This is a genomic window from Paraburkholderia sp. BCC1885, from assembly GCF_900996235.1.
In the GTDB taxonomy this organism is placed as follows: domain Bacteria; phylum Pseudomonadota; class Gammaproteobacteria; order Burkholderiales; family Burkholderiaceae; genus Paraburkholderia.
Genome location: NZ_CAAJGM010000274.1, coordinates 211,336 through 238,331 on the forward strand (window position 1 = coordinate 211,336; position 26,996 = coordinate 238,331).

Sequence of the window (26,996 nt, forward strand, 5' to 3'; positions counted from 1 at the left end):
GCGCCTGTGTCAAGGGCGCGACGTGGGGAGAGCCTGCCGAGCCCCGGCCGGCCCTCGTCACAGGCGGCCGCGAGCGTATCCCGCGCGGTACAATCCGGGCGTGGGTGCGCATTGTGCGCGCTCACGCCGTCACTATCCTACATGAGCCGCTCACCGTCGTTTTCAAGACCGCCGCCGAAGCAGTTCAACACCCGCCGCCCGCAGCCGGTCGCCGAGGTGCTCAGGCGCACCGATGCGTTCGCCGCCTTGCGTGCCGGCGTGGAGCAGATTGCCGCGCTCGAGAAGGATCTGCGTGCCTTGTTGCCGGATTATTTGAGCGCGAGCGTCGAGCCGGGTTTTATCAAGGAAGGCGTACTGGCGCTATTTGCCGGGCACAACGCGCTGGCGGCCCGTCTGCGGCATCTGGAGCCGCGGTTGTTGTCCGATCTGCAGCAACGCGGCTGGGCGGTGAATGCGCTGCGCATTCGCGTGCGGCCGCAGGCGCTCAAGGAGCCGCCTCCCGTCAAGCAGGCCCGCATGACGCCGGCCGGCGCCGACGCGCTGCAAACGTTGAGCGAATCGCTCGCCCCCTCGCCTCTGCAGGAGGCGCTCGCCAGGATGGCGGCGCGGCATCTGCGCAATCGCGAAACCAAAAAATAAGCGGCCCCGAGGGGCCGCTTATTTGCTTATGGGTGTCCGCTTCACCCGCAGGCGCTAAGACGCACCTGCATGAAAGCGTTCAGGCAAACGCCGTCTGCGTGTCGTACGCAAAGCCGCGCGGGGCCTTTTGCGTGTCGTTGAACGTGACGATTTCGTAAGCGTCTTCATGCGCCAGCAATTCGCGCAGCAACGCGTTGTTCACGCCGTGGCCGGACTTGTAAGCCGTATAAGACGCCAGCAACGGATGACCGACCACGTACAGGTCGCCGATTGCGTCGAGCATCTTGTGCTTCACGAACTCGTCGTCGTAGCGCAGGCCGTCGTTGTTGAGGATGCGGTATTCGTCCAGCGCGATTGCGTTGTCCATGCTCGCACCGCGGGCAAGGCCCATTTCGCGCAGCATTTCCACTTCGTGCGCATAACCGAAGGTACGCGCCCGGGCGATGTCGCGCACATACGAGGTATGCGCAAAGTCCACTTCCAGCGCCTGGCCGGTCTTGTCGACGGCGGGGTGGCGGAAGTCGATGGTGAACTTCAGCTTGAAGCCGAAGAACGGCTCCAGACGGGCGAATTTGTCGCCGTCGCGAACTTCCACCGGCTTGATGACCTTGATGAATTTCTTTGCCGAACCCTGTTCCTCGATGCCTGCCGACTGGATCAGGAACACGAACGACGCTGCGCTGCCGTCCATGATGGGGATTTCTTCCGCGGTGACATCGACATACAGGTTGTCGATACCGAGGCCCGCGCAGGCCGACATCAGATGCTCAACCGTCGAAACGCGCGCACCGTCTTTCTGCAGAACCGAGGCGAGGCGCGTGTCGCCAATCGCCATTGCGGACGCAGGGATATCCACCGGCGTGGGCAAATCCACGCGCGAGAACACGATACCCGTGTTCGGGGCGGCCGGGCGGAGCGTCAATTCGACTTTGCGGCCAGAGTGAAGGCCGATGCCGACCGTCTTGACGATCGACTTGATAGTGCGCTGCTTCAACATGGTGATCTTCTATTCGATTGAAAATCCCAATCGGGACTTTTTATTCCATAGCGCGAAGTATACTCCATTACCCTGGGAGACGTCGTTGCCGAGGGCGTATCAATCTGTTTCGCTACATTACCCAACGACAAAGCGTGATGGGCCGATGCCCGGAACGGAGGCGTTTCCGGACATCAGCCCGCGTTACGGCTTGTCACACGAATGCCTTGCGCCCGTTGCCGCGGCACAACGTCGCGCCGGGGAAAGGGGCCGTTCGGCACTCGAGAACTAGCTCAACGTCGCGAGAATACTGCCTGCATCGCTGACTTCGAACTTGCCGGGTGCCTCGACGTTCAGCGTCTTGACCACGCCGTCGTCGACCACCATCGCGTAGCGCTGGGAACGGATTCCCATGCCGCGCGCCGACAGGTCCTGCTCCAGACCAAGCGCCCGCGTGAAAGCCGCACTACCGTCCGCCATCATGCGCACCTTGCCCGAGGTGTGCTGATCGCGTCCCCACGCGCCCATCACGAACGCGTCGTTGACGGACAGGCACCAGATCTCGTCGATGCCGGCCGCGCGCAACTGCTCGGCGTGTTCGAGGTAACCGGGTACATGTTTGGCCGAACAGGTCGGAGTGAACGCGCCCGGCAATCCGAAGATCACCACGCGCTTGCCCGCGGTCTGTTCACGCACGTCGAAGCTGTTCGGCCCGATCGTGCAGCCCGCACGCTCGTCTTCGATCAATTCAAAGACGGTTGCGTCGGGTAGCTTTTCACCCACCTTGATCATTTTGCTCAGTCCTTCACATCGATGCGGAGCGTGCCCGCACGTTGTCGTGTCGCAGTGGATCGTGCAGTCGCGCCCCTATTGCTACCGGTTGCGCTGCCTGCCGCCGACAGCTACCCCTTCCGCTTCGCGAATCCGAAGAGGGCACCTGTCCTTGCCGCGTATCACAGGAAAACGCGGCCTGCTTTACCGTTCCACCCGCCACGCTCGTGCATTCCCTGCCGGCACTTAAAACTCGATTTCCGTGCCGCAGCGAAAGCCTGCTCGTTGCGTCAGTCTGCCTGCTTGCGCAGGAATGCCGGGATATCGTATGTATCGACGCCCTTTTCCTGCAGCGCCTGCACATGCGAAGCCGCCGTATCACGCGAAGTGCGCCACACCGCCGGCGTATCCAACGCGCCGTAGTCTGCCGTGCTTGCGTGGTGTTGCGGAGCATACGCGTGTTGCATTGCACCAACCGGCTGGTTGTCCGTGCCGGTGCGCAGCAGCGTCATCGGAGCCGATTGCTGCTTCTTCGCCGCACGGCCCAGACCCGTCGCCACCACCGTCACGCGCAGCGCGTCGCCCATTGCATCATCGTATACCGCTCCGAAGATGACCGTTGCGTCTTCCGCCGCGTAGCTCTTGATGGTGTTCATCACTTCGCGGGTTTCCGACAGACGCAGCGAACGGCTCGACGTGATGTTCACCAGCACGCCGCGCGCACCCGACAGGTCCACCCCTTCCAGCAGCGGGCTGGCGACAGCCTGCTCGGCAGCCAGACGCGCGCGATCGACGCCGGCGACCGTCGCCGTGCCCATCATCGCCTTGCCCTGCTCGCCCATCACCGTTTTCACGTCTTCGAAGTCGACGTTCACCAGACCGTCGACGTTGATGATTTCCGCGATACCGGCCACTGCATTGTTCAGAACGTCGTCCGCGCACTGGAAGCACTTGTCCATCTCGGCGTCATCGCCCATCACCTCGAACAGCTTGTCGTTCAGAACGACGATCAGCGAGTCGACGTGATCCTCCAGTTGCTGCGATCCGGCTTCTGCTACACGCATGCGCTTGCCGCCTTCGAATTCGAACGGCTTGCTGACCACGCCAACAGTCAAGATACCCATTTCCTTGGCGATCTGCGCCACGACCGGAGCTGCCCCCGTGCCCGTGCCGCCACCCATGCCCGCGGTGATGAACACCATGTGCGCGCCGCGCAGTGCGTCTGCGATACGCTCACGTGCTTCTTCCGCTGCGGCGCGGCCCATTTCCGGCTTGGCGCCAGCGCCGAGACCGGTGTTGCCGAGCTGGATCACCGCGGTGGCGCGCGAACGCGACAAAGCCTGCGCGTCCGTGTTCATCACGATGAAATCGACGCCTTGCACGCCGCGGTTGATCATGTGCTGAACGGCATTGCCGCCAGCGCCACCGACTCCGACCACCTTGATGATGGTGCCGTTGGTTTCGGTTTCCAGCATCTGGAATTCCATGTTGCCTCCGTCAAGATAAAAAATTGCAGCCACTCGGCCGTTATTCGGCAGGAGATCGGGCAACCTCCTGTCGCGCGCCAGCCGCCGGCACCAGCGCGTATTTCGAAACTCTTCGGGAAACTGTCCCGTACCGCGAATGCTTTAGAAATTGCCGAGGAACCAGTCCTTCATGCGGGTGAACACCTGGCCCATCGAGCCGGATTGCACCGCCACCTTGCGGCCGCGCATCCGTTGCGAACGTCCTTCCACCAGCAGGCCCATCGCCGTCGAGTAGCGCGGATTGCGCACGACGTCCGCGAGACCGCCCGCGTACTCCGGCACGCCAATGCGCACCGGCTTCAGGAAGATGTCCTCACCCAGTTCGACCATGCCGATCATCATCGACGCACCGCCCGTCAGCACCACGCCGGAGCTCAGCAGTTCCTCGTAACCCGACTCGCGCACCACCTGCTGCACGAGCGAAAACAGTTCTTCGACACGCGGCTCGATCACCGCCGCCAGCGCCTGGCGCGATAGCGTGCGCGGACCGCGTTCGCCGAGACCCGGCACTTCGATCATCTCGTCCGGATCGGCCAACGCCTGCTTGGCGATGCCGTAGTCGACCTTGATGTCTTCCGCATCCGGCGTCGGCGTGCGCAGCGCCATGGCGATGTCGCTCGTGATCTGGTCGCCGGCAATCGGAATCACCGCGGTGTGGCGAATCGCGCCTTCGCTGAAAATCGCGATGTCCGTCGTGCCGCCGCCGATATCCACCAGCACCACGCCCAGTTCCTTCTCGTCTTCCGTCAGCACCGCCAGCGACGACGCCAGCGGCTGCAAGATCAGATCGTTCACTTCGAGCCCGCAGCGGCGCACGCACTTGACGATGTTCTGCGCCGCGCTCACCGCGCCCGTCACGATATGCACTTTCACTTCGAGGCGAATGCCGCTCATCCCAATCGGTTCGCGCACATCTTCCTGACCGTCGATGATGAATTCCTGGGTCAGGATGTGCAGCACCTGCTGATCGGTCGGGATGTTGATCGCCTTGGCCGTCTCGATCACGCGGGCCACGTCCGCCTGCGTCACTTCCTTTTCCTTGATCGCCACCATGCCGCTCGAATTGAACGAGCGGATATGGCTGCCGGCGATCCCGGTGAATACGTTGGTGATCTTGCAGTCCGCCATCAGCTCGGCTTCTTCGAGCGCGCGCTGAATAGACTGCACGGTGGCCTCGATGTTCACCACCACGCCTTTTTTGAGCCCCTTCGATTCGCTCTGGCCGAGGCCGATCACCTCGTAGTGACCTTCGCCTTTCAGCTCGGCGACGATGGCCACGACCTTCGACGTCCCAATGTCGAGGGCGACCAGCAGATCTTTATAGTCTTTACTCATAGCGTGCCCATTGCGTGTGATGTCCTGTTACTTCTTGCCCTTGTCGGGTTCGGTGATAAAGCGCATCCCTGCTGCGCGAATCGCGAAACCGTTCGGATAGCGCAAGTCCGCATACTCGATATCCTTCCCCCAACGTTGCGTCACCGCTGCCCACGCCGCTGTCAGGCGCTTGCTGCGATCGAGCAGCGTCTGCTGATTGCGCTCGCGACCCAGTTCTATCTGCGTGCCGTTCGACAACTTCACCGTCCACGCATAACGCGGCGACAGCGTCACTTCGTCCGGCGTCGCGCCCAGCGGGGCAAACCACTTCTTGAAGTCGCGGTAACGTGCGACCACTTCCTGCGCGGTGCCATCCGGGCCGTCGAAGGCCGGCAGGTCCGCTTCGAGCTCGCCCTGGTTCGCCGTGAACAGTTCGCCGTCCACGCTCACCAGTTGATCGCTGCCCCACGTTCCCAGCGGTTTGTACTCTTCCAGCGTGACAGCCAGCGCATTCGGCCACACGCGCCGCACGCTCGCATGACGCACCCACGGCATCTGCTCGAAGGCCTGGCGCGCCGCATCCAGATCCACCGTGAAGAAATTGCCCTTCAGCCGGCCCACGACGCCGGCGCGGACCGTCGGCGAATTGATGTGCTCGGTGTCGCCGTCGATCTGGATTTCGCGCAGCGCGAAACTCGGCCGCTGCACCAGCCAGATTCCCCCGGCCGCCAGCAGCACGAGCACCAGCAACGCATGCAATGCGTTGGCGGCGAAATTGAGCTGGCGAACGTTGTTCCACATAACGGTGACGTCAGTCCTTCAGCGTGAGCGCCAACACGCTCACGACCAGTTCTTTGTAGCTGATGCCGACCGCACGCGCCGCTTTCGGCGGCAGCGAGTGATCGGTCATGCCCGGCGCTGTATTCACTTCCAGGAAATACGGATTGCCCGCGCTGTCCAGCATGAAATCGGCGCGGCCCCAATCGGTGCAGCCGAGCACGTCGAAGGCGCGGCGCGCCAGCGTCTTCAGACGTGCTTCTTCCGCCGGTGCGATGCCGCAGGGAATAAGGTACTGCGTGTCGTCGGCGACGTACTTCGCGTGATAGTCGTAGAACTCGCCCGCCGGCACGATGCGGATGACCGGCAGGTCCAGATCGCCCGCAATGCACGCGGTGTACTCGCCGCCGCCTTCGATGCTCTTTTCCACCACCACGATCTTGTCGAACTTCGCGGCTTCTTCGAGTGCGGCCGGCAGCGCGGCGGCGCTCTTCACCTTGATCACCGCGACGCTCGAGCCTTCGCTCGCCGGCTTGACGAACAAAGGCAAGCCGAGTTTGGCGACGATATCTGCGGCGCGCGCCGCGTAGTCGTCACCGCGCAGCACGGCTTCGAACGGCGGCGTCGGCACGCCCAGTTGCTGCCACACGAGCTTGGTGCGGAACTTGTCCAGACCGAGCGCCGAACCGAGTACGCCGCTGCCCGTGTAGCGAATGCCGTAAAAATCGAGCGCGCCCTGAATCTGGCCGTTTTCGCCATAGCCGCCATGCAGCGCGTTGAACGCGCGCACAAAACCCTCTTCCTTCAGCGCCGCGAGCGGACGCTCGGCGGGATCGAACGGATGGGCGTCGATACCGGCTTCGCGCAGCCCTTGCAGCACGAGGCGGCCCGAGTTGAGCGACACCTCGCGCTCGGCGGATTCACCGCCCAGCAGAACGGCCACTTTGTCGAATGTCTTGGGATCGATACTGCTCATTTCACACCTTCGTTTTGCGCGAGACGACCCGGCACACCGCCGATCGAACCCGCACCCATCGTGATCACCACATCGCCTTCGCGCACGACTGCAGCGAGCGCCTCCGGCACCTCATCCACCGTTTCGACAAACACCGGCTCGGTCTTGCCGGCCACGCGGATCGCGCGGGCGAGCGCGCGGCCGTCGGCGGCGACGATCGGGGCCTCGCCGGCCGAATAGACTTCGGTCAGCACGAGGGCATCGACGGTGGACAACACCTTCACAAAATCTTCGAAGCAGTCACGCGTGCGCGTGAAACGGTGCGGCTGGAATGCCAGCACCAGACGGCGGCCCGGAAACGCCCCGCGCGCCGCCGCGACCGTCGCGGCCATTTCGACCGGATGATGGCCATAGTCGTCGACCAGCGTGTACGTCCCACCGGACTTGCCGTCTGTCGTGACCGGCACCTCGCCGTAGCGCTGGAAGCGGCGGCCTACGCCGTTGAAATCTGCCAGCGCTCGCTGGATATCGGCATCTTTCACCTCAAGTTCAGTCGCAATGGCAATCGCGGCCAAGGCGTTCTGCACGTTGTGGGTGCCGGGCAGGTTCAGGACGATGTCGATCGGCGCCGCGTCTTCGCGCAGCGCCGTGAAATGCATGCGGCCGTCGTGCGCCTCGACGTTGACCGCGCGCACCTGCGCATCGGCCGCGAGACCGTAGCGGATGATCGGCTTCGAGACGAACGGCAGGATCTCCTTCACGTTCGGATCGTCGACGCACAGCACGGCGATGCCGTAGAACGGCAGCCGGTGCGTGAACTCGATGAACGCCTGCTTGAGCCGCGCGAAATCGTGGCCGTAGGTGTCCATGTGATCGGCGTCGATGTTCGTGATGACTTCGATCACCGGGAACAGATTCAGGAACGACGCGTCCGACTCGTCCGCTTCGGCGACGATGAAGTCGCCGGTGCCGAGTCGCGCATTCGCGCCCGCACTGATCAGCCGGCCGCCGATCACGAAAGTCGGATCGAGTCCGCCCGCCGCCAGCACGCTCGCCACCAGCGAGGTGGTGGTGGTCTTGCCATGCGTGCCGGCAATCGCGATGCCCTGCTTCAGGCGCATCAACTCCGCGAGCATGACGGCGCGCGGCACGATCGGAATGCGCCGCTGACGCGCGGCCAGCACTTCGGGGTTGTCGCTGCGCACCGCCGTCGACACGACGACGGCGTTCGCGCCTTCGATGTTCCCGGCGTCGTGGCCGATCGAGATACGCGCGCCGAGCGCGGCGAGCCGATCGGTCACTGCGTTGTTCGACAGGTCCGAGCCGCTCACCTGATAGCCGAGATTCACCAGCACTTCGGCAATGCCGCTCATCCCCGCGCCGCCGATGCCGACGAAATGAATATGTTTGACGATGTGTTTCATTGTTGCCTTCCTTCTGTGCTCGGGCTCGCGCTCGGGACTACGCCTGCCACGGCCGCGCAAATCTGCGCGACCTGCTCCGTGGCGTCGGGTTTCGCGAGCGAGCGCGAACGCTCTGCCATTTCCGCGAGACTCTCGCGGCTCTGGCCGCGCAACCAGGCGGCGAGACCATCCGCCGTGAGGTCGCGTTGCTGCACCACCCGCGCCGCGCCGTGATCGGCGAGAAACGCTGCGTTGGTGGTCTGGTGATCGTCGACGGCGAACGGGAACGGCACGAAATACGCCGCCACGCCCACCGCCGCGATCTCGGCGACGGTCATCGCGCCGGAACGGCAGATCACCAGATCCGCGTTCGCGTAGGCGCTCGTCATGTCGTCGATGAAAGGCACGAGCTGGACATCCGCACCCGTTTGCAAGCCGGCTTGCGCATAGTTCGCCTGCAGTGCCTCGATATGCTTCGCGCCCGCCTGATGCACGACACGCGGACGCTGCTGCGGATCGAGCATCGCGAGCGCGCGCGGCACGATTTCATTGAGCGCCGCGGCGCCGAGGCTGCCGCCCACCACCAGCACGTTCAGCGGACCGCTGCGTTGTGCGTAGCGTGCTTTGGGTGCCAATGTGCGCGCAAGTTCCTCACGAATCGGATTACCGGTCCATTCGGCATGCGGCAACGCGTTCGGAAAGGCGACGAGCACGCGCCGCGCGAGCTTCGCCAACACCTTGTTGGCGAGGCCGGCAATCGAATTCTGTTCATGCAGCACGAGCGGACGGCCGCTCAGGGCCGTCATCAAACCAGCGGGAAACGTGATGTAGCCGCCCATGCCGAGCACCACATCGGGCTTCACGCGCCGCAGCACGCTGAGACTTTGCGTGCAGGCGCGCAGCAGATTGAGCGGCAGCATCAGCTTGGTCTTCGCACCCTTGCCGCGGACACCGCCAAAGCTCACATATTCCATCGGAATGCCATGCTTGGCGACGAGCGTCGCTTCCATGCCCGCGGGATTGCCGAGCCACACGACTTTCCAGCCCCACGCCTGCATCAGATGCGCGACCGCGAGCCCCGGGAACACGTGTCCCCCGGTGCCGCCGGCCATCACCATCAGCGTGCGCTGTTGCATGGGGGTCATACCTTCCCTCCGCGCATCAGCACCCGGTTCTCGTAATCGACGCGCATCAATAGCGCCACCGCCACGCAATTCAGCAAGATGCCCGAGCCGCCATAACTGACGAGCGGCAACGTCAGACCCTTGGTGGGCAGCAAACCGAGGTTCACGCCCATGTTGATGAAGGTCTGCGCGCCGAACCACAGGCCGATGCCCTTCGCCACCAGGCCGGCGAACGTGCGGTCCAGCGCGAGCGCCTGACGGCCAATCTCGAACGAGCGGCGCACGATCCAGTAAAACATCAGGATCACCACCAGCACGCCGACAAAACCCAGTTCCTCGCCGATCACCGCGAGGATGAAGTCGGTATGCGCTTCCGGCAGATAGTTGAGCTTTTCGACGCTGCCGCCAAGACCCACGCCAAACCACTCGCCGCGCCCGAAAGCGATCAGCGAGTGCGTCAACTGATATGCCTTGCCCTGCGCGTAACGGTCGTCCCACGGATCGAGGTAAGCGAAGATCCGCTCGCGACGCCAGGGCGACGCCCACACCAGCAAACTGAACGTGCCGACCGCCGTGGCCACGAGGCCGCCGAACAGCTTGCCGTTCACGCCGCCGAGAAACAGCACGCCCATCGCGATGGCCGCGATCACCATGAACGCGCCCATGTCCGGTTCGAGCAGCAGCAGCGCGCCGACCACGCCGACGGCGAAGGCCATCGGCAGAAAGCCCTTGGCGAAGCTGTGCATGTACTCCTGCTTGCGCACCGTGTAGTTCGCCGCGTAGATCGTCACCGCGAGCTTCATGATTTCCGACGGCTGCATGTTGGTGATGCCAAGCGGAATCCAGCGGCGCGCGCCGTTCACGCCCTTGCCGATGTGCGGCACGAGCACGATCACGAGACTGGCCAGCGCCAGCAGGAAGATCTTCGGCGCGTACTTGTCCCACGTCGAAACCGGAATGCGGAACGCGACCACGCCGATCACCGAGCCGAGCACCACGAAGATGATCTGGCGGACCAGGAAAGCCCAGTCGCGATATGACGAATACTTCGGCGAATCCGGCATCGCAATCGACGCCGAGTACACCATGACGATACCGAGGCCCAGCAGCGCGATCACCACCCACAGCAGCGAGTGGTCGTAATCGAGCATGCGCGAGCGCAGCGGACGCACGCCGTTGACGGCGCTCGCGAGTCCGCTGGCGGTGCGGCCGGCGCTGGCGTCACCGACCGAGCCGCGTTGTTTGGAGAGGCGCGAACCGAAGCGTTCCGACCAGCTCATATCATCGTCCCCCGTTCGGCCGCGATGTCTTCCACCGTGCTGCGGAATACCGCGGCGCGATGCGCATAATTCCTGAACATGTCGAAGCTCGCGCAGGCCGGCGACAGCAGCACGGCGTCGCCCGCCTGCGCGAGCGCCGCTGCGGCACGCGTCGCTTCTTCGAGCGTGGCGTGCTCGGTCATCGCGATGCCGGTATCGGCGAGCGCGGCGCGGATCAGCGGCGCGTCGCGGCCGATCAGCATGACGCCGCGACACCAGCGCATCACCGGTGCGGCGAGCGGTTCGAATTCCTGACCCTTGCCGTCGCCGCCGGCGATCAGCACCACGCGTTGTGCGAGACCGTCCAGCGCCGCGACCGTCGCGCCCACGTTGGTGCCCTTACTGTCATCCACGTAATCGACACCTTCGATCGACGCGATCAATTCAACGCGATGCGGCTCGCCGCGATATTCGCGCAAGCCGTGCAACAGCGGCGCGCCCGGCAGATCGATGGCTCGCGCGAGCGCGTAGGCGGCGAGCGCGTTGGAGGCGTTATGCAGGCCACGGATGCGCAAGGCGTCGGCCGGCATCAGGCGCTTGAGCCCGAGGTTCGGTGGCGCGGCGGTTTCGCCCTTGCGACGGCGCGTTGGCGCGGGTTCGTCCGAGGCGTCGCGGTCGTGCGCTTCGACCAGCCAGACGATGCCGTTCTCGCGCAGCAGGCCGTAGTCGCCGAGACGGGTCGGTTCGGTCACGCCGAAGGTGAGCACCGGCGCGACGGCGTCGCCCGCAGCGGCATCTTTTGCGGGAGTCGCGGCGAGCGCCATGACGCGCGCGTCGTCGCGATTGAGCACGCGCACGGTGCGCGGTCCGAAGATGCGGCCCTTGGCGGCGGCGTAGGCATCGAGGCCGCCGTGCCAGTCGAGATGGTCCTGCGTGATGTTGAGGATGACCGCCGCGTCCGGCGCGAAGGTGTGCGCAGTTTCCAGCTGGAAGCTCGACAGTTCGAGCACCCACACGTCGGGCAACGCGGTGTTGTCGATGGCTTCGGTGAGCTTGTCGAGCGCGGCCGGGCTGATGTTGCCCGCCACCGCCACCTTCTTGCCGGCGCGTTCGCACAGGAGGCCAGTCAGGCTCGTGGTGGTGGTCTTGCCGTTGGTGCCGGTAATCGCGATCACCTTCGGCGCGTAGCCGCTTTCACCCAGCGTCTTTAGCGCCTGAGCGAAGAATTCGAGTTCGCCCCAGACCGGGATGTCCTTGTCGCGCGCTTCGTTGATCAAAGGCAGCAAGTCGGCGGCGAGCGGCGACAAACCGGGGCTGATCGCCACCAGTTCGACACCTTCGAGCAATACCGGCGAAAACGGGCCGCCGACAAAATCGGCGTCGACGCCATGCGCTTCCAGGGCGGACAGATTCGGCGGCACCTCGCGCGTATCCGCCACGCGCAGCCGACACCCGTGCCGCGCGCACCAGCGCGCCATCGCGAGACCCGATTCACCGAGTCCCAGCACGAGCACCATCGGCTTTTGCCGATCCCGAAACTTCTCGCCAAACATCGCCTGCTTCCCTTTATGTGCTGCTTAACGCAACTTGAGCGTGGACAAACCGAACAGACACAGCATCAACGTAATGATCCAGAACCGCACGACAACTTGCGTCTCTTTCCAGCCGGACAATTCGAAATGGTGATGCAGCGGCGCCATCTTGAACAGACGCCGGCCCTCGCCGAAACGGCGCTTGGTGAACTTGAACCACGTCACCTGCAGCATCACGGAAAGCGTTTCGGCGACGAAGATGCCGCCCATGATGAACAGCACGATTTCCTGGCGCACGATCACGGCGATGGTGCCGAGCGCGCCGCCCAGCGCCAGCGCACCGACGTCGCCCATGAACATCTGCGCCGGATGCGTGTTGAACCAGAGGAATGCGAGCCCTGCTCCGCCCATGGCCGAGCAGAAAATCAGCAGCTCGCCGGCGCCGGCGATGTGCGGAAACAACAGGTATTTCGAATAGACCGAGCTGCCCATCACATACGCGAACACGCCCAGCGACGCGCCCACCAGCACCACCGGCATGATCACGAGGCCGTCGAGGCCGTCGGTGAGATTCACGGCGTTGCTGGCGCCGACTATCACCAGATACGTCAGCACGATGAAGCCCCACACGCCCAGCGGATAGCTAATCGACTTGACGAACGGCAGCATCAGGTCGGCGTGCGGCGGCAAGCCCATGGAAAGGCCGCTGCGCACCCACGCCATGAACAGGTCGTACACGCGCACGTTGCTCGCTTCTGAGACGCTGAAGGCGAGATACACCGCGGCGAACAGACCGATCACCGATTGCCAGAAATACTTTTCGCGCGACGACATGCCGCGCGGATCTTTGTAGACCACCTTACGGTAATCGTCGACCCAGCCGATCACGCCGAAGCCGAACGTCACCAGAATCACGATCCAGATGAAGCGGTTGGTCAGATCGGCCCACAGCAGTGTGGACACTGCGATGCCGAGCAGGATCAGCACACCGCCCATGGTGGGCGTGCCGGATTTCACGAGGTGAGTTTGCGGGCCGTCTTTGCGGACAGCCTGCCCTACCTTCATCGCGGTCAGCTTGCGGATCACCGCCGGGCCGCAGACGAGTCCGATCAACAGCGCGGTGATGGTCGCCGCCACCGCACGGAAAGTCAGGTAACTGATCACGCGCAAGAAGCTTGCGTCATTCTGCAGCCATTGCGCCAGCGCCAGTAGCATGCTTCGGTCCTTCTATTTCAATGTGCACCGGGCGCCGCGCCCGGTGCGATGGGTTGTGGACTCGTTACGGCGTCCACCACGCGCTCCATTTGCATGAAGCGCGAGCCTTTCACGAGAAGCGTTGCGGCAGCGCCCTTGCCGGATAACTCCGGGGCCTGCAGCAGTTGGGCGACGAGCGTGGCGACATCGTCGACGTGATGCGCGCCCGCGCCGTACACGGTGCAGGCATCGCGCGACGCGGCGCCGAGCGCGTACAGCGCGTCGATGCCACGCTCTTTCGCATATGCGCCGATTTCGCGGTGAAACGCCGGGCCGTTATCGCCGACTTCGCCCATGTCGCCCATCACCAGCACGCGCGGCGCGGGACGGGAAGCGAGCACGTCGATGGCGGCGCGCATCGAATCGGGATTCGCGTTGTAGGTGTCGTCGATCACCATGGCGCCCGCAAGCGAGCCGAGCGCCGCGCGCTTGACCTGCAGACGTCCCTTCACCGCGCCGAACGATTCGAGGCCGCGCTTGATGGCGTCGAGAGTGACGCCTGCGGCCAGCGCGGCGGCAGTGGCCGCCAGCGCGTTGTGCGCGTTGTGGTCGCCGAGCACTTGCAGCGTGACTTCGAGCGGACCTTCGGGCGTATCGACGCTCAGCAGAGCGCCGGTAAAGACGCCTTTGACGGCGGCTTCGGTCGCGCGGCCGTCGTTGTTCAGCGCGAAGTCGATGATGCGGTTGCCGGTAGCCGCGACGCGCCAGATGCCCGCGTAGGCGTCGTCCGCCGGGAACACGGCGACGCCGTCCGGCGCAAGCGCGTGAATCACGCTGGCATGTTCGAGCGCGACCGCCTCGACGGTGGCCATGAATTCCTGGTGCTCGCGCTGCGCGTTGTTCACGACCGCGACGGTCGGCTCCGCGAGCTTGCCGAGCAAGGCCGTTTCGCCCGGATGATTCATGCCGAGTTCGACCACCGCCAACCGATGCGCCGCGCTCAGGCGGAACAGCGTCAGCGGCACGCCGATGTCGTTATTGAAATTGCCCGCAGTGGCAAGCCGCGCGTCTGCGCCAACCGCCGCCGCGAAAATCGACGCGATCATTTCCTTGACCGTCGTCTTGCCGTTGCTGCCCGTCACCGCGACGAGCGGCATCGTGAAGCGACGGCGCCAGCCGCGCGCGAGCGCGCCAAGCGCGACGCGCGTGTCGGCTACCTTCAGCGCGGGAATCCGCCAGTCGGCGGGCACGTGCGTCACCAGCGCTGCGGCAATCTGGCGCGCGGCCACGTCCGGCAGGAAATCGTGCGCGTCGAAACGGTCGCCCTTGAGCGCGACGAACAGATCGCCGGGACCGGCGGTGCGGCTATCGGTCGAGACGCGCTCGAAGGCGACGTTGTCGTCGCCCAGCACGGTGGCACCCGGAATCAGCGCGGCGGCTTCGCGCAGGGAAAACATCGCGTCAGCTTGCCGGGTCATTCGCCACCTCCGCGAGCCTGCGTGGCGCGCGCGGCGAGCGCGAGACGTGCGTGATCCTGGTCGGAGAAAGCGCGCTTCTTACCCATGATTTCCTGTGTTGCTTCATGCCCTTTACCCGCCAGCAAGATCACGTCTTCGCACGCCGCGCCACGGACGGCCTGCAGGATGGCGCTTGCGCGATCCTCGATGCGGCGTGCCTTCGACGGGTCTTTCATGCCGGCGGCAATCTGGTCGAGAATCGATTGCGGATCTTCGCTGCGGGGGTTGTCGCTCGTCACGACCACGCCGTCCGCCAGCTTCTCCGCGATCGCGCCCATCAACGGACGCTTGGTCGCGTCGCGATCGCCGCCGCAGCCGAACATGCAGATCAGCTCGCCGCCGCGCGCAGCCGCCATCGGGCGTAGTGCTTCCAGCGTCTTTTCCAGTGCGTCGGGCGTGTGCGCGTAGTCGATCACGACGAGTGGCTCGTCGTTTTGCAGACGCCCGCCGAGCCGCTGCATGCGGCCGTTGACCGGCTCCAGCCTGGCCAGTTGGGCGATTGCCGCATCGAACGGCACGTCGGCTGCGAGCAGCGCGCCCAGCACGCCCAGCAGATTGCTGACGTTGAATTCGCCGAGGGTCTGCACTTCGACTTCGGCGTCGCCCCAGGCGGACGTGCTCAGGTGAAATGCCGTACCGGTGGCGGTGGCGCGCACGTTCGACGCGCGCAGCCAGGCGTCGGCTTGCGCAGCGTCGGCGTTGGACGTCCCAGTATCGGTTTCGATCCCGTAAGCGATAGTCCGCGCATGGCCTTGTGTGCTCGCTAGCAGCCGGCGGCCGGCTGCGTCGTCCTGATTGATGACGGCACAGCGCAATTCCGGCCACGCGAACAGTCGCGCCTTGGCGGCCTCGTAGGCGGCGAAGGTGCCGTGATAGTCGAGATGGTCCTGCGTGAGATTGGTGAAGACGGCGATATCGAACGCCGTGCCGTTCACCCGCCCCTGATGCAAGGCGTGCGAGGAGACTTCCATGGCAACCGCCTGCGCGCCGGCGTCGCGCAACTGCGCGAGGCTGCGCTGCAATTGCGGCGCGTCCGGCGTCGTGAAGCCGGTATGCACCAGATGGTCCGGCATGCCGGTGCCGAGCGTGCCGATGATCGCGCAGCGCGTGCCGAGGCTGCCGAGCGCCGCGGCGATCCATTGGCTGCACGAGGTCTTGCCGTTGGTGCCGGTGACGCCGATGACGCGCATCGAGTCGCTCGGGTTGCCGTACCAGCCGCTGGCGATCGAGCCCGCCAGTTCATCCAGGGCCGGCACGGCCAGCGTCAGCGACGGGTCCACCGCGCCCTTGAAGTTGTCCGGCTGGAACAGCACGGCTGCCGCGCCGCGCTCGATCGCGCTGTCGATGAACGGGCGGTTGTCCGCGCCATCGACGGCATACGCGAGAAACACGTCGCCCGCTGCGAGCGAGCGCGTATCGGCGTGCAGATGAGCACCTGGCTGCGCGCGGGCGTGCAGCCAGGTGAGGGCGTCGGCGATCTGCCGGTGCGCGGGATGCCGCGAACGTAGCGCGCTCATCGCACTACTCCGGGGTGATTTTTCGCATTCGAGGCGATGGTCATTTTCTTCGCGCCGCCGCTCGTGCCGAGCTTTTTGGCGGACGCGGGCGGCAGCGTCGGCGCGGCGGGAGCGACCGGCGCCGAGTCGTCCGACACCACCATCTGCTTGACCGGCATGTCCGGCGGGATGTTGAGCGAGCGCAGCGTGTCGCCGGCAATCGCCGAGAACACCGGACCGGACACCTGGCCGCCGAAGTGGCTGCCGGCCGTCGGTTCGTCCACCGACACCGCGACCACGATGCGCGGATCCGGCATCGGCGCCATGCCGACAAACGACGCGCGGTACTTCGATTTATCGTAGCCGTGCGCGCCGTGCTTGTACGCCGTGCCGCTCTTGCCGCCGACGCGATAACCCGGCACCGCCGCATCCGGCGACGTGCCGCCCGGTGCGACCACGGTTTCGAGCATCGCCCGCACTTCGCGCGCGGTGACCGGCGAGAAAATCTGCGGACCGGTGGCCGGCTGATCGCCCGGCGAGCGGAAGATGGTCACCGGCATAATTTCGCCGTCGTGAGCAATCGCGGTGTAGGCGCGCGCCAACTGGAACAGCGACGCCGACAAGCCGTAGCCGTAGGACATGGTCGCCTGTTCGATACGGCGCCAGCCTTTCCACGGCCGCAGATGGCCCGCAGTGGCGCCAGGGAAACCGATCTTCGGCGCCTGGCCAAGACCGATGCTCGTATACATATTCCACATCTCTTCGGGCTTGAGCGTCATGGCGATCTTGGTCGCGCCGATGTTGCTCGATTTCTGGATCACGCCGCCGACCGTCAGCACGCCGAACGCGCTGTCGTCGGTGATCGTCGCGCCGTCGAGATTGAAGTGGCCCGGCCCCGTATCTACCAGTGTAGTCGGCGCCACGCGATGCAGGTCGAGCGCGAGCGAGATCGTGAACGGCTTCATGATCGAGCCCGGCTCGAACTCGTCTGTGAGCACGCGGTTGCGCAACTGGTCGCCGGTCAGATGCGAACGGTCGTTCGGGTTGAAGGTCGGGTAATTGACGAGCGCCAGCACTTCGCCGGTGCGCACGTCGATCACCATGGCCGCGCCGGCCTTGGCCTTGAATTTGTCGACCGCCGCTTTCAGATTCGTATAGGCGATGTACTGGATCTTGCTGTCGATGGCCAGATCCACGTCCTGGCCGTTGTGCGGCACGACCTGTTCGTCGACGTCCTCGATGATGTGCCCCATCCGGTCTTTGATGACGCGGCGGATGCCGGGCATGCCCTCGAGCTGCTTCTGGTCACCGAGTTCGACACCTTCCTGGCCTTCGTCCTCGACATTGGTAAAGCCGATCAGATGCGCCGCAATCTCGCCTTCCGGATAGAAGCGCTTGTATTCGTCACGCTGATAAATGCCGGGGATGTCGAGATCCGCCACCTGCGCGGCGACGTCCACCGGCACCTGGCGCTTCACGTAGACGAAGTTCTTGTCTTCCGACAGCTTGGCGCGCAATTCGGTGTTAGTCATGCCGAGCAGCTTGCCGAGCGCGGCCAGTTTGTCGGCGCCGAGATCGTCGGGCACGGCTTCGGGAATCGCCCAGATGGCGCGCACCGGCAAGCTCGTGGCCAGCACGAGGCCGTTGCGGTCGAGAATCTTGCCGCGCGTGGCCGGCATTTCCAGCGTGCGCTGGTAGCGGCTTTCACCCTGCTTCTGATAGAACGCGTTGCCCGGACCCTGAATCCAGAACGCCCGGCCGGCGAGCGCGACGAACGCCATGAACAGCAGGAACACGACGAGTTTCGAGCGCCACATGGGCAGGCGCACGGACAGGATCGGGTTCGACGCGAACGCGACGCTCTTGCGGGTGGAGGATTTTTTCATCGCACGCCCCCGCGGCCGTTGGCGGACGAAGCCGAAGCGGACAGCGGCGCCGAAGTGGGCACCGGCGCGTCTTCAGCCGAGGCGGCGCCCGGGTCGAGCGTCAGATATTGGGTGCGGCCTGTGGTGACGGCCTGCATTTTCAGGGAGTCGGTAGCAATCCCTTCGATGCGCGATGTCTTCGACAGCGCGCTCTGCTGATATTGAAGCTGCGAGTAGTCCTGCTGCAACTGGCGCTCCTGCGACTGCGCGCGCTGCAACTGGATAAAGATCTGACGCTGCTGATTCGTCGCGTTCACCACAGACAATGCACAACCCATCACAACAATCAGCAGGAAGATATTGAGGCGGCTCATGGCGCGATACGCTCCGCCACCCGCATCACAGCAGAACGGGCGCGCGGGTTCGCGGCGACTTCAGCGTCGCTTGCGAACACGCGGCCAATGATTTTGAGCGGCGGGCTGGGAAGATCGACAGCACGGATCGGCAGGCGACGGTCCACCGTCGGCGTACTGGCGTGCGCCTGCATGAACCGTTTGACGATCCGATCCTCGAGCGAATGAAAGCTGATGACCACCAGCCGCCCCCCTTGCTCCAGCAACGCGAGCGCTGCGTCTAAAACGACTTGCAGCTCCGCAAGCTCTTGATTGACGTGAATCCGTATAGCCTGAAAGGTGCGGGTTGCCGGATCCTTGCCCTTCTCACGGGTCTTGACGACGTTAGCCACGATTTGGGCAAGCTCGCCCGTGCTGACGAGAGGCCCAAGACGGTCGGACTCTGCCCGGCGAGCAACAAGCGCCTTTGCAATCTGAAAAGCAAACCGTTCTTCCCCATAATCTCGTATCACCTCCGTCAATTCCTGCACCGTGGCCCGCGCTAGCCAGTCAGCAGCAGATTCGCCGCGCGTCGGGTCCATCCGCATGTCGAGCGGGCCGTCGGCGCGGAAGCTAAAGCCCCGCTCCGGATCGTCGACTTGCGGCGACGACACGCCCAGATCCAGTAAAACGCCCGACACCCGCCCTACTCCGCGCTCCGCAATCGCGTCGCGCAGTGAAGCAAAACTCTCGTGCACGATCTGGAAGCGCGGATCTTCGATCTTCTGAGCCGTGGCGATGGCAAGCGGGTCTTTGTCGAATGCGATCAGACTCCCTGACGCACCCAGCTTGTCCAACACCGCCCGGCTATGACCGCCGCGTCCGAACGTGCCGTCTACATAGGCGCCGTCCGGGCGCTTGACCAGCGCTTCGACCGCTTCTTCCAGCAGCACCGTGCGATGCTGCAATTCGTTTCCCATCGCAGGTGCCATATATGTGAGCCGCGATCAGAACGTGAAATCTTTCAGGGCGTCGGGCATGCCCTCGGCCATGGCCGCCTGTTCCTTCGCGGCGTAGGTCTGCGTATCCCACAACTCGAAGTGACGGCCCATGCCGAGCAGCGTCACGTCTTTTCCCAGCCCGCCGGCCGTGCGCAATTCCGGCGACACGAGCACGCGGCCCGCGCCGTCCATGTCGACATCCATGGCGTTGCCGAGAAAAATACGCTTCCACCAGGTGGCGTTCATCGGCAGCTTGTCGACCTTGTCGCGGAAGAGCTCCCATTCAGGGCGTGGAAATAGCAACAGGCAGCCGTCCGGGTGCTTGGTGATCGTCACCCGGCCTTCTGCCTGTGCTTGCAGCGCGTCACGATAGCGAGACGGGACGGACATCCGCCCCTTCGCATCGAGTGTCAGCGCCGACGCCCCTTGGAACACTTCTGCTCTCCCCTGTCGATCAGAATGAGTGCTTCGGCTGTCGACCGGAGTGAGCGCTTGAGCGCCCACTCCGGTCCCATGCGAAGCCCTTTACCCTGATTCCATGCAATCTGGTTGCGATGGCGACACGGCACGCCGCTCGCCTGTTCTCAAAAATTTACCGGAAACCCACGCGGGAATCACACAAAAATACACTTTCTCACACTGTCTCCCACTTTAGAGGAAGCCTAAACAGGGGTCAAGGGAGAAGCATGGATTTTTGACGAAATTTGTTTGTTAGAACAAGGACTTAGCGCGACTCCTTCACGTCGGGTCTAAAACGGAAAACCGTTATAAATGAATGCTCTAGTGCAACTTGTGAAGGTGATACGTGAAAAGTGCGGGCGAAAGGCGCGGAATCTAAGCGATCTACCGGCGGGGACTAGACGAATCAGCGGAGGGTTTGAAGCGATTCAGCGGACGGCGCGCGATGCGCCGTCCCACTTGCACAGCGATTAAACGTAGTAAGCAGTCCGGGTCATGATTTTCGAGGCGGCGCGCATCAGCGCACGAGCCGGAAAAGGCAGTTCGACACCGCCCGCGTCGAGAGCGGCTTTGCCGTGCGCGGCTTCATCCGTGCGCATCTGTTCGACAATCGCCCGCGACTCGAGATCGGCCTCGGGCAACTTCTCCAGATGACTGTCGAGATGCTGTTCCACCTGGCGCTCGGTCTCCGCCATGAAGCCGAGACTCACGCGATCGCCGAAGCGGCCCGCCACCAGACCGAGCGCGAGCGCACCCGCATACCAGAGCGGATTCAACAGACTGGGCCGCGAATCGAGCGCTTCCAGACGACGTGCGGTCCACGCGAGGTGATCTTCTTCCTCGCGCGCCGCATGCTCGAAGGTCTGCTTCAGGCTGGGTGAGCGGGTGGCGAGTTTCTGCGCCTGATAAAGCGCCTGCGCGCATACCTCGCCGACGTGATTGACGCGCATGAGGCCTGCCGCGTGCGCGCGCTCGGCCGGCGACAACTCCGCGGCCATCTCAGCGGACTCGGGCGGCATCGGCACAGGCCGGCTCATCCGCGACACGCCCGTCACGGAGCGCAACCCTCTGTCCAGCTCGGTAATCAGTTCATCCAGCACTATCCAACCCTCCCCGTTCGACGCCTCAGTCCGAATCTCTCACAGGGCCGTGTGGCACGCGTTTGCGCGGCGACCGGCTGCGCAAACGCTCTGCTAGGGACTGATTTCATGGCTAATTTTCAATTCTAGACCATGTCGGGTACAGGAAACAGCGCGAAACAGGACGAAAGCAGCGGCCGGCGGGCGGTTTTTGTGCCACGTTAATCCGGCGTGCTTTTCTTGCCTGCCTTGTTGAGGTGTTTCAAACTCGCCCGTCGCGCAACTCGCGCCGCAAGATTTTGCCGACATTGCTCTTGGGCAACTCAGTACGAAACTCGATCAGTTTCGGCCGCTTGTAACCCGTCAGCTGTTCCTTGCAGAAGGCAAAAATGTCGGCGTCGGTGAGCGCCTGATCCTTCTTCACGACGTAGAGTTTCACCGCCTCGCCGGAATGCTGGTCCGGCACGCCGACTGCTGCGACTTCGAACACGCCCGGCAGCTTGGCGACGACGTCTTCGACCTCGTTCGGATAGACGTTGAAGCCGGACACCAGAATCATGTCCTTCTTCCGGTCGACGATCTTCACATAGCCCGCCTCGCTGACAATACCGACGTCGCCCGATTTGAAGAAGCCGTCCGGCGTCATCACCTTGGCGGTTTCGTCCGGGCGATTCCAGTAGCCGACCATCACCTGCGGACCGCGAATGCAGATCTCGCCTGGCTGGCCGAGCGGCACTTCGTTGTTGTCGTCGTCGCGGATCGAAATGTCGGTCGACGGCAGCGGCAAACCGATCGTGCCGCTATAAGAAGTGACCGTGACCGGATTGCACGTCACGCACGGTGAAGTTTCCGACATGCCGTAACCTTCGACGATGGGGCTACGGGTCCTTTCATACCAGCGCTTCGCCACCGCTTCCTGCACGGCCATGCCGCCGCCGTTGGCGACCAGCAGTTTCGAGAAGTTGAGCTTGTCGAAATCGGGGTGGTTGAGCATCGCGTTGTAGAGCGTGTTGACAGCGGGGATGGTCGTCACCGCGTAGCCCTGCAATTCCTTGATCATGCCGCCGATGTCGCGCGGATTCGGAATCAGCACGCCGAGGCCGCCCGTGCGCACGGTCAGCAGACCGCAGACCGTCAGCGCGAAGATGTGATACAGCGGCAGCGCGACGACGGTCACAAACTGGTCGATGTCGTCCCGCCCGGCGCGCGCCGGATCGAGCCAGACCTGTGACTGCAGCACGTTGGCGATCAGGTTCCGATGCGTCAGCGTGGCGCCCTTGGCTACGCCCGTCGTGCCGCCCGTGTACTGAAGGAATGCCACATCGTCCGGACCTTGCGTGACGGGCGTGAATTCGTGGCGGCCGCCTTCGGCAACCGCGGCGTTGAACTTGATGTGACCGGGCAGGCTCCACGCCGGCACCATCTTTTTCACCCGGCGCACGACGAAGTTTACGATGAGCCCCTTCGTGCCCATCAGATCGCCCATCGCCGCGACGACCACGTGCTTGACTGCCGTGTTGCGGATCACCGCCTGCAAGGTCACGGCGAAATTCTCGAGAATGACGATGGCTTCAGCGCCGCTATCCTTGAGTTGATGTTCGAGCTCACGCGGCGTGTACAGCGGATTCACGTTCACCACGACGTAGCCCGCGCGCACAATGGCGGCGATCGCCACCGGATACTGCAGCACATTCGGCATCATGATGGCGATGCGCGCGCCGCGTGCGATGCCTTGGGCCTGAAACCAGGCGGCGAGCTTACGGGACAAGGCATCCAGCTCGCCGTAGGTGATCTGTTTACCCATGCAGACGAACGCGGGCCTGGTGCGGTATTCGCGGAAACTTTCTTCGAACAGCTCGGCCACGGACGAATACTGATTCGGGTCGATCTCTGCTGGAACGCCGGGCGGATATGATTTCAGCCAGATTTTTTCCATGCGGCGTCTCCTCCTTTATTTTCGAATGGTCGTGCTAAAAACGCATCGTAGCATGCACCTCACCCCACGATTCGTGCCTGTGTTAGACCTCACCCTCGAACGCGAGCCGATGGAATCGAAGGGTCGATGGACGGCTGGAGGCCGGGATTTCAAACGCGCTCGACTTCGACGAGGCAGTCGTAGAAGGTGGCCGAGCCGCCCAGGTCCGTGAGCGCCTGGCTCGTGACCTGATTGGCGTTGCAACCATCAGGAGCCAGTTTTTTCCACCAGATGGAGAGACCGACGACCAGCCCTTCACGTGCCTTATCCGTCACGCGGGCGCGCGCCTGCATCGAGCCGCGGTCGTTGAAGATGCGAACCTTATCACCATCGGCCACCTGGCGCGGGCTGGCGTCGGAAGGATGAATGTCGACGCGCGGTTCGCCCTCCGTGGCGCGCAAACTTTCCACGTTGACGAACGTGCTGTTCAGAAAGTTACGGGCCGGAGGCGAGATCATGGCGAGCGGATAGCGCGCGGCGAGTTCGGGCGCGCCGTCTGCGGATTCGTAGGGCGGCAGATAGTCCGGCAACGGATCGAGTCCCTGCTGCGCGAGGCGCTCACTGAAAAACTCGCACTTGCCGGACGGCGTGCGAAATCCGCCGTCGGCGAACGGAGCGTCGGGCAGATTAAGCCTGGCCCAGCCGGTTTGTTTCAGCGACTCCCAACTGATGCCCTCGAACGCCGGATCGTCCCAGCGCAAGGCATGAGCCGCAATCGACTCGTCCGACTCGAATAGCGCCGGTTCCTGCAGATTCATCTGGCGGGCGATGCCACGGAAAATTTCGGTATTCGGCCGGGCCTCTCCTACCGGCTCGATTGCCGGGAGGTTCGCCATGATGTGCGTGTGGCCGTAAGACTTATGCAGGTCGAGGTGTTCGAGTTGCGTGGTTGCCGGGAGCAATAGATCGGCGTAATCCGCCGTATCAGTCTGGAAATGCTCGAGGACGATCGTGAACAGATCTTCCCGTGCGAAGCCGGCCGCGACCCGCGCCGAATCCGGCGCCACGGCGACCGGATTCGAGTTATAGACGACGATGGCCTCGACCTTCGGGCCGAAGCTGGCGTCGCCCGGATGCAGCAAGGCGTCGCCGATGGCATTCATATTGATCACACGCGCTTGCCGCGACGGCCAGCCGGGCATCAGATCGGGACGCTGCAAGGCGTGCGAATTGACCGGCGCCCATCCCGACGACGACAGCAATGCGCCGCCCGAGCGCTCGCGCCACGCGCCCGTCAGCGACGGCAGACAGGCAATCGCGCGGACCGCGTTACCGCCGCCACGCACTCGTTGCAGGCCGTAATTCATGCGGATGGCGGCTTTCCGGGTGCTGCCGTACAAACGCCCTAGGTCGACAATCGTTTGCTCGTCGATGCCGCAAATCTGCGCGACACGGGACGGCGGATAAGTTAGCGCCCGCGCCTTCAATTGATCGAACCCCAGCGTATGGTCGGCAATATAGGCGTGATCGAGCAGATCGTCGCGAATCAGCACGTTCATCATGCCGAGGGCAAGCGCGCCGTCAGTACCGGGTTTGAGCGCGATGTGCTGATGACATTTTTCCGCCGTCAGCGAGCGATACGGGTCAATCGCAATCAGCCGTGCGCCACGGCGCTTGGCTTCCTGGGCGCGCGTCCAGAGGTGCAGATTCGAGGCGATCGGATTGGAGCCCCAGATCAGGATCAGTTCGCTCTCGGCGAAATACTCCGTGAGCATGCCGAGGCTCGCGCCATAGGTGTATTTCAGGCCGGCGGCGCCGGCAGCCGCGCAAATCGTGCGATCTAGCTGGGAGGCGCCCAGCTTGTGGAAAAACCGCTGCGCGATACTGTCGCCTTGCACCAGACCCATCGTACCGGCGTAGCTGTACGGAACGATTGCCTCGGGAGCACGCGCCGCGATTTCCGACAGACGCCTAGCCGCGAGCTCTAGCGCTTCTTCCCAGCCGATAGGTTCGAAGCGACCCTCGCCTTTGGCGCCGACCCGACGCATGGGCGTCGTAAGCCGGCGCGGATGATGGACCCGCTCGGCATAGCGGCTGACCTTGGTGCACAAGGCTCCTTGGGTCGGCGGATGGTCGGGATCGCCGACCACCTTGATCGCCCGTCCGTTCTCGACTGTGACGCGCATGGCGCAGGTATCCGGGCAGTCATGCGGACAAACTGCGCGGGCAAATTCAGTCGGGGCATTCATTGGCTGGTCAGTGCAATGGGATGGGCGGCGTGGCGCGAAGCGTAATTTTATTACTTCCGCGAGGGGCCGCGCGCGGCGACGCCGCCAAAAATACGGGTGGGCGTAGAATTAACCATCACCGAGCCCGGGCGAAGGCGCCTCGAGCATCCCAATGCATAGAGAAGCACAACGCACCATGAAACTAATCCCCGAAATTCAGGCCGCTCACGGCGAAATCCAGACCCTCCGACGAACCATTCACGCCCATCCCGAACTGCGTTACGAAGAACGCCAGACCTCCGATCTGGTGGCGAAAAGCCTCAGCGACTGGGGTATCGAAGTGCATCGCGGTCTTGGCAAGACCGGCGTGGTCGGCGTTCTGAAGCGCGGCAGCAGCGCGCGCTCAATCGGTTTGCGGGCCGATATGGACGCCCTTCCTATTCAGGAACTCAACGGTTTCGAGCATCGCTCCCAGCACGACGGGAAAATGCACGCCTGTGGCCACGATGGCCATACGGCCATGTTGCTGGGCGCGGCTCGGCACCTGGCGAAATACGGCGAATTCGACGGCACGATTGTATTCATTTTCCAGCCAGCCGAAGAAGGCGGCGCGGGCGCGCGGGCCATGATCGAGGACGGTCTGTTCACGAAGTTTCCCGTCGATGCAGTGTTCGGAATTCATAATTGGCCGGGCATGCCGACGGGACACTTCGGTGTGACCGAGGGCCCGATCATGGCTTCGAGCAACGAATTCCGCATCGAAATCACTGGCGTCGGCTCTCACGCGGCGTTACCGCACAATGGCCGTGATCCCGTTTTCACCGCGGTGCAGATCGCCAATGGTCTGCAGAGCATCATCACACGCAACAAGAAGCCGCTCGACACCGCCGTGCTGTCGATCACGCAGATCCACGCCGGCGACGCGGTAAACGTAGTGCCGGACCGGGCCTGGATTGGCGGTACGGTGCGCACATTCACGACGGAAACGCTCGATCTGATCGAGACGCGCATGCGCAAGATTGTCGAAAACACCGCGGATGCTTACGACTGCTCGGTGAAGATCACCTTCCTTCGCAACTATCCGCCGACGGTGAATAGTAGTGAGGAGGCACGCTTTGCTGCGTCGGTCATGAAAGAGATTGTGGGTGCAGAAAATGTTAACGATGCCGTAGAGCCGACGATGGGCGCCGAGGACTTTTCGTTCATGCTGCTGGCCAAGCCCGGCTGTTATGCATTCCTCGGAAACGGCACGGGCGGACATCGCGATGCTGGCCACGGCGCCGGGCCGTGCATGCTGCATAACGCGAGTTACGATTTCAACGATGAGCTTTTGCCCATTGGATCAACTTATTGGGTGAAGCTGGCGCAGAAGTTTCTCGCGCCGATGTGAGTTCGCAGGAACATGTGTGGCCGCTCTTCGCGCTTTGCGGGTGGGGCGGTTTCTCGTATTTTCGGCCGCGTAAACGCAGAAACCCCACCTTTTAGGGGTGGGGTTTCTGTTTGCTGCGAGGGAGCCTGACGATTACCTACTTTCACACGGGTAATCCGCACTATCATCGGCGTGGAGTCGTTTCACGGTCCTGTTCGGGATGGGAAGGGGTGGTACCGACACGCTATGGTCATCAGGCATGACT

At 63.7% G+C, this 26,996-nt stretch carries 22 protein-coding genes and 1 rRNA gene; 2 read left to right on the top strand and 21 right to left on the bottom strand.

Translation table 11 applies throughout. The features are described 5' to 3' along the window. Positions 1–141 precede the first annotated feature (141 nt). Positions 142–639, top strand: coding sequence for a DciA family protein (locus FQ755_RS35795; protein WP_144162741.1), 498 nt, complete (start codon positions 142–144; stop codon positions 637–639). Positions 640–718: 79 nt separating this feature from the next. On the opposite strand, the gene lpxC is transcribed toward FQ755_RS35795, so the two are convergent. The 20 genes from lpxC to FQ755_RS35895 all read right to left on the bottom strand — a co-directional run bounded on the left by lpxC (position 719) and on the right by FQ755_RS35895 (position 25,383). Beyond that, positions 719–1,636 carry a UDP-3-O-acyl-N-acetylglucosamine deacetylase gene (gene lpxC / locus FQ755_RS35800; RefSeq protein WP_144162743.1) on the bottom strand — a complete coding sequence of 306 codons (918 nt, stop codon included), beginning with the start codon at positions 1,634–1,636 and terminating at the stop codon, positions 719–721. Between the two features lie 267 nt (positions 1,637–1,903). Beyond that, positions 1,904–2,407, bottom strand: coding sequence for a peroxiredoxin (locus tag FQ755_RS35805; RefSeq protein ID WP_144162745.1), 504 nt, complete (start codon positions 2,405–2,407; stop codon positions 1,904–1,906). A 269-nt stretch (positions 2,408–2,676) separates the two neighbouring features. Further along, the gene (gene ftsZ, locus FQ755_RS35810) at positions 2,677–3,873 is read right to left on the bottom strand and encodes a cell division protein FtsZ (RefSeq protein ID WP_144162747.1); all 1,197 of its coding nucleotides are present in this window, start codon (positions 3,871–3,873) and stop codon (positions 2,677–2,679) included. 141 nt (positions 3,874–4,014) lie between these two features. Beyond that, positions 4,015–5,247 (bottom strand): cell division protein FtsA, encoded by a 1,233-nt coding sequence (gene ftsA / locus FQ755_RS35815; RefSeq protein ID WP_074262553.1) that lies wholly within the window; start codon positions 5,245–5,247, stop codon positions 4,015–4,017. Between the two features lie 27 nt (positions 5,248–5,274). After that, positions 5,275–6,027, bottom strand: a complete 753-nt coding sequence (locus tag FQ755_RS35820; RefSeq protein ID WP_144162749.1) for a cell division protein FtsQ/DivIB — start codon at positions 6,025–6,027, stop codon at positions 5,275–5,277. 10 nt (positions 6,028–6,037) lie between these two features. Continuing rightward, positions 6,038–6,979 carry a D-alanine--D-alanine ligase gene (locus FQ755_RS35825; protein ID WP_144162751.1) on the bottom strand — a complete coding sequence of 314 codons (942 nt, stop codon included), beginning with the start codon at positions 6,977–6,979 and terminating at the stop codon, positions 6,038–6,040. Further along, positions 6,976–8,382, bottom strand: coding sequence for a UDP-N-acetylmuramate--L-alanine ligase (gene murC, locus FQ755_RS35830; RefSeq protein WP_144162753.1), 1,407 nt, complete (start codon positions 8,380–8,382; stop codon positions 6,976–6,978). The genes FQ755_RS35825 and murC overlap by 4 nt, the downstream gene beginning before the upstream one ends. After that, positions 8,379–9,506 (bottom strand): undecaprenyldiphospho-muramoylpentapeptide beta-N-acetylglucosaminyltransferase, encoded by a 1,128-nt coding sequence (gene murG, locus FQ755_RS35835; RefSeq protein ID WP_144162755.1) that lies wholly within the window; start codon positions 9,504–9,506, stop codon positions 8,379–8,381. The genes murC and murG overlap by 4 nt, the downstream gene beginning before the upstream one ends. Then, positions 9,503–10,765, bottom strand: coding sequence for a putative lipid II flippase FtsW (gene ftsW, locus FQ755_RS35840; RefSeq protein ID WP_144162757.1), 1,263 nt, complete (start codon positions 10,763–10,765; stop codon positions 9,503–9,505). Before ftsW ends, murG begins: the two co-directional genes overlap by 4 nt. Beyond that, positions 10,762–12,297, bottom strand: coding sequence for a UDP-N-acetylmuramoyl-L-alanine--D-glutamate ligase (murD, locus tag FQ755_RS35845; RefSeq protein ID WP_144162759.1), 1,536 nt, complete (start codon positions 12,295–12,297; stop codon positions 10,762–10,764). Before murD ends, ftsW begins: the two co-directional genes overlap by 4 nt. A gap of 24 nt (positions 12,298–12,321) precedes the next feature. Then, complete coding sequence (gene mraY / locus FQ755_RS35850; RefSeq protein WP_144162761.1) at positions 12,322–13,491, bottom strand: phospho-N-acetylmuramoyl-pentapeptide-transferase; 1,170 nt, start codon at positions 13,489–13,491, stop codon at positions 12,322–12,324. A 17-nt stretch (positions 13,492–13,508) separates the two neighbouring features. Continuing rightward, positions 13,509–14,948: a UDP-N-acetylmuramoyl-tripeptide--D-alanyl-D-alanine ligase gene (gene murF / locus FQ755_RS35855; RefSeq protein ID WP_144162763.1), complete on the bottom strand. Its 1,440-nt coding sequence runs from the start codon at positions 14,946–14,948 to the stop codon at positions 13,509–13,511. Then, complete coding sequence (locus FQ755_RS35860; protein ID WP_144162765.1) at positions 14,945–16,504, bottom strand: UDP-N-acetylmuramoyl-L-alanyl-D-glutamate--2,6-diaminopimelate ligase; 1,560 nt, start codon at positions 16,502–16,504, stop codon at positions 14,945–14,947. Before FQ755_RS35860 ends, murF begins: the two co-directional genes overlap by 4 nt. Beyond that, positions 16,501–18,369, bottom strand: a complete 1,869-nt coding sequence (locus tag FQ755_RS35865; RefSeq protein WP_144162767.1) for a peptidoglycan D,D-transpeptidase FtsI family protein — start codon at positions 18,367–18,369, stop codon at positions 16,501–16,503. Before FQ755_RS35865 ends, FQ755_RS35860 begins: the two co-directional genes overlap by 4 nt. Continuing rightward, positions 18,366–18,722 carry a cell division protein FtsL gene (ftsL, locus tag FQ755_RS35870; protein ID WP_144162769.1) on the bottom strand — a complete coding sequence of 119 codons (357 nt, stop codon included), beginning with the start codon at positions 18,720–18,722 and terminating at the stop codon, positions 18,366–18,368. The genes FQ755_RS35865 and ftsL overlap by 4 nt, the downstream gene beginning before the upstream one ends. Beyond that, on the bottom strand, positions 18,719–19,672 hold the full coding sequence (gene rsmH, locus FQ755_RS35875; RefSeq protein WP_144162771.1) for a 16S rRNA (cytosine(1402)-N(4))-methyltransferase RsmH: 954 nt from the start codon (positions 19,670–19,672) through the stop codon (positions 18,719–18,721). The genes ftsL and rsmH overlap by 4 nt, the downstream gene beginning before the upstream one ends. Before the next feature lie 15 nt (positions 19,673–19,687). Next, a complete protein-coding gene (mraZ, locus tag FQ755_RS35880; RefSeq protein ID WP_144162773.1) occupies positions 19,688–20,116 on the bottom strand; it encodes a division/cell wall cluster transcriptional repressor MraZ in 429 nt (142 codons plus the stop codon). Positions 20,117–20,610: 494 nt separating this feature from the next. After that, positions 20,611–21,243 carry a 2-polyprenyl-3-methyl-6-methoxy-1,4-benzoquinone monooxygenase gene (gene coq7 / locus FQ755_RS35885; RefSeq protein ID WP_144162775.1) on the bottom strand — a complete coding sequence of 211 codons (633 nt, stop codon included), beginning with the start codon at positions 21,241–21,243 and terminating at the stop codon, positions 20,611–20,613. Positions 21,244–21,481: 238 nt separating this feature from the next. Further along, entirely contained in the window at positions 21,482–23,155 is a 1,674-nt protein-coding gene (locus FQ755_RS35890; protein WP_144162777.1) for a long-chain fatty acid--CoA ligase, read from the bottom strand. A 149-nt stretch (positions 23,156–23,304) separates the two neighbouring features. Then, positions 23,305–25,383 carry a molybdopterin-dependent oxidoreductase gene (locus tag FQ755_RS35895; RefSeq protein WP_144162779.1) on the bottom strand — a complete coding sequence of 693 codons (2,079 nt, stop codon included), beginning with the start codon at positions 25,381–25,383 and terminating at the stop codon, positions 23,305–23,307. Positions 25,384–25,558: 175 nt separating this feature from the next. Between FQ755_RS35895 and FQ755_RS35900 the strand changes: the two genes are divergently transcribed. Beyond that, a complete protein-coding gene (locus FQ755_RS35900) occupies positions 25,559–26,752 on the top strand; it encodes a M20 aminoacylase family protein (RefSeq protein ID WP_144162781.1) in 1,194 nt (397 codons plus the stop codon). Positions 26,753–26,875: 123 nt separating this feature from the next. On the opposite strand, the gene rrf is transcribed toward FQ755_RS35900, so the two are convergent. Further along, a 5S ribosomal RNA gene (gene rrf, locus FQ755_RS35905) occupies positions 26,876–26,989 on the bottom strand. Between the last annotated feature and the right edge of the window lie 7 nt (positions 26,990–26,996).

What these genes read in the sequence shown, in the direction of transcription:
- FQ755_RS35860 (WP_144162765.1), bottom strand. Translation starts at nt 16,504, where the DNA reads ATGAGCGCGCTACGTTCGCGGCATCCCGCGCACCGGCAGATCGCCGAC.
- mraY (WP_144162761.1), bottom strand. Translation starts at nt 13,491, where the DNA reads ATGCTACTGGCGCTGGCGCAATGGCTGCAGAATGACGCAAGCTTCTTG.
- FQ755_RS35805 (WP_144162745.1), bottom strand. Translation starts at nt 2,407, where the DNA reads ATGATCAAGGTGGGTGAAAAGCTACCCGACGCAACCGTCTTTGAATTG.
- FQ755_RS35900 (WP_144162781.1), top strand. Translation starts at nt 25,559, where the DNA reads ATGAAACTAATCCCCGAAATTCAGGCCGCTCACGGCGAAATCCAGACC.
- rsmH (WP_144162771.1), bottom strand. Translation starts at nt 19,672, where the DNA reads ATGGCACCTGCGATGGGAAACGAATTGCAGCATCGCACGGTGCTGCTG.
- ftsW (WP_144162757.1), bottom strand. Translation starts at nt 10,765, where the DNA reads ATGAGCTGGTCGGAACGCTTCGGTTCGCGCCTCTCCAAACAACGCGGC.
- murC (WP_144162753.1), bottom strand. Translation starts at nt 8,382, where the DNA reads ATGAAACACATCGTCAAACATATTCATTTCGTCGGCATCGGCGGCGCG.
- murG (WP_144162755.1), bottom strand. Translation starts at nt 9,506, where the DNA reads ATGACCCCCATGCAACAGCGCACGCTGATGGTGATGGCCGGCGGCACC.
- murD (WP_144162759.1), bottom strand. Translation starts at nt 12,297, where the DNA reads ATGTTTGGCGAGAAGTTTCGGGATCGGCAAAAGCCGATGGTGCTCGTG.
- FQ755_RS35890 (WP_144162777.1), bottom strand. Translation starts at nt 23,155, where the DNA reads ATGGAAAAAATCTGGCTGAAATCATATCCGCCCGGCGTTCCAGCAGAG.
- ftsL (WP_144162769.1), bottom strand. Translation starts at nt 18,722, where the DNA reads ATGAGCCGCCTCAATATCTTCCTGCTGATTGTTGTGATGGGTTGTGCA.
- ftsA (WP_074262553.1), bottom strand. Translation starts at nt 5,247, where the DNA reads ATGAGTAAAGACTATAAAGATCTGCTGGTCGCCCTCGACATTGGGACG.
- ftsZ (WP_144162747.1), bottom strand. Translation starts at nt 3,873, where the DNA reads ATGGAATTCCAGATGCTGGAAACCGAAACCAACGGCACCATCATCAAG.
- FQ755_RS35895 (WP_144162779.1), bottom strand. Translation starts at nt 25,383, where the DNA reads ATGAATGCCCCGACTGAATTTGCCCGCGCAGTTTGTCCGCATGACTGC.
- FQ755_RS35820 (WP_144162749.1), bottom strand. Translation starts at nt 6,027, where the DNA reads ATGTGGAACAACGTTCGCCAGCTCAATTTCGCCGCCAACGCATTGCAT.
- FQ755_RS35825 (WP_144162751.1), bottom strand. Translation starts at nt 6,979, where the DNA reads ATGAGCAGTATCGATCCCAAGACATTCGACAAAGTGGCCGTTCTGCTG.
- lpxC (WP_144162743.1), bottom strand. Translation starts at nt 1,636, where the DNA reads ATGTTGAAGCAGCGCACTATCAAGTCGATCGTCAAGACGGTCGGCATC.
- FQ755_RS35795 (WP_144162741.1), top strand. Translation starts at nt 142, where the DNA reads ATGAGCCGCTCACCGTCGTTTTCAAGACCGCCGCCGAAGCAGTTCAAC.
- FQ755_RS35865 (WP_144162767.1), bottom strand. Translation starts at nt 18,369, where the DNA reads ATGAAAAAATCCTCCACCCGCAAGAGCGTCGCGTTCGCGTCGAACCCG.
- murF (WP_144162763.1), bottom strand. Translation starts at nt 14,948, where the DNA reads ATGACCCGGCAAGCTGACGCGATGTTTTCCCTGCGCGAAGCCGCCGCG.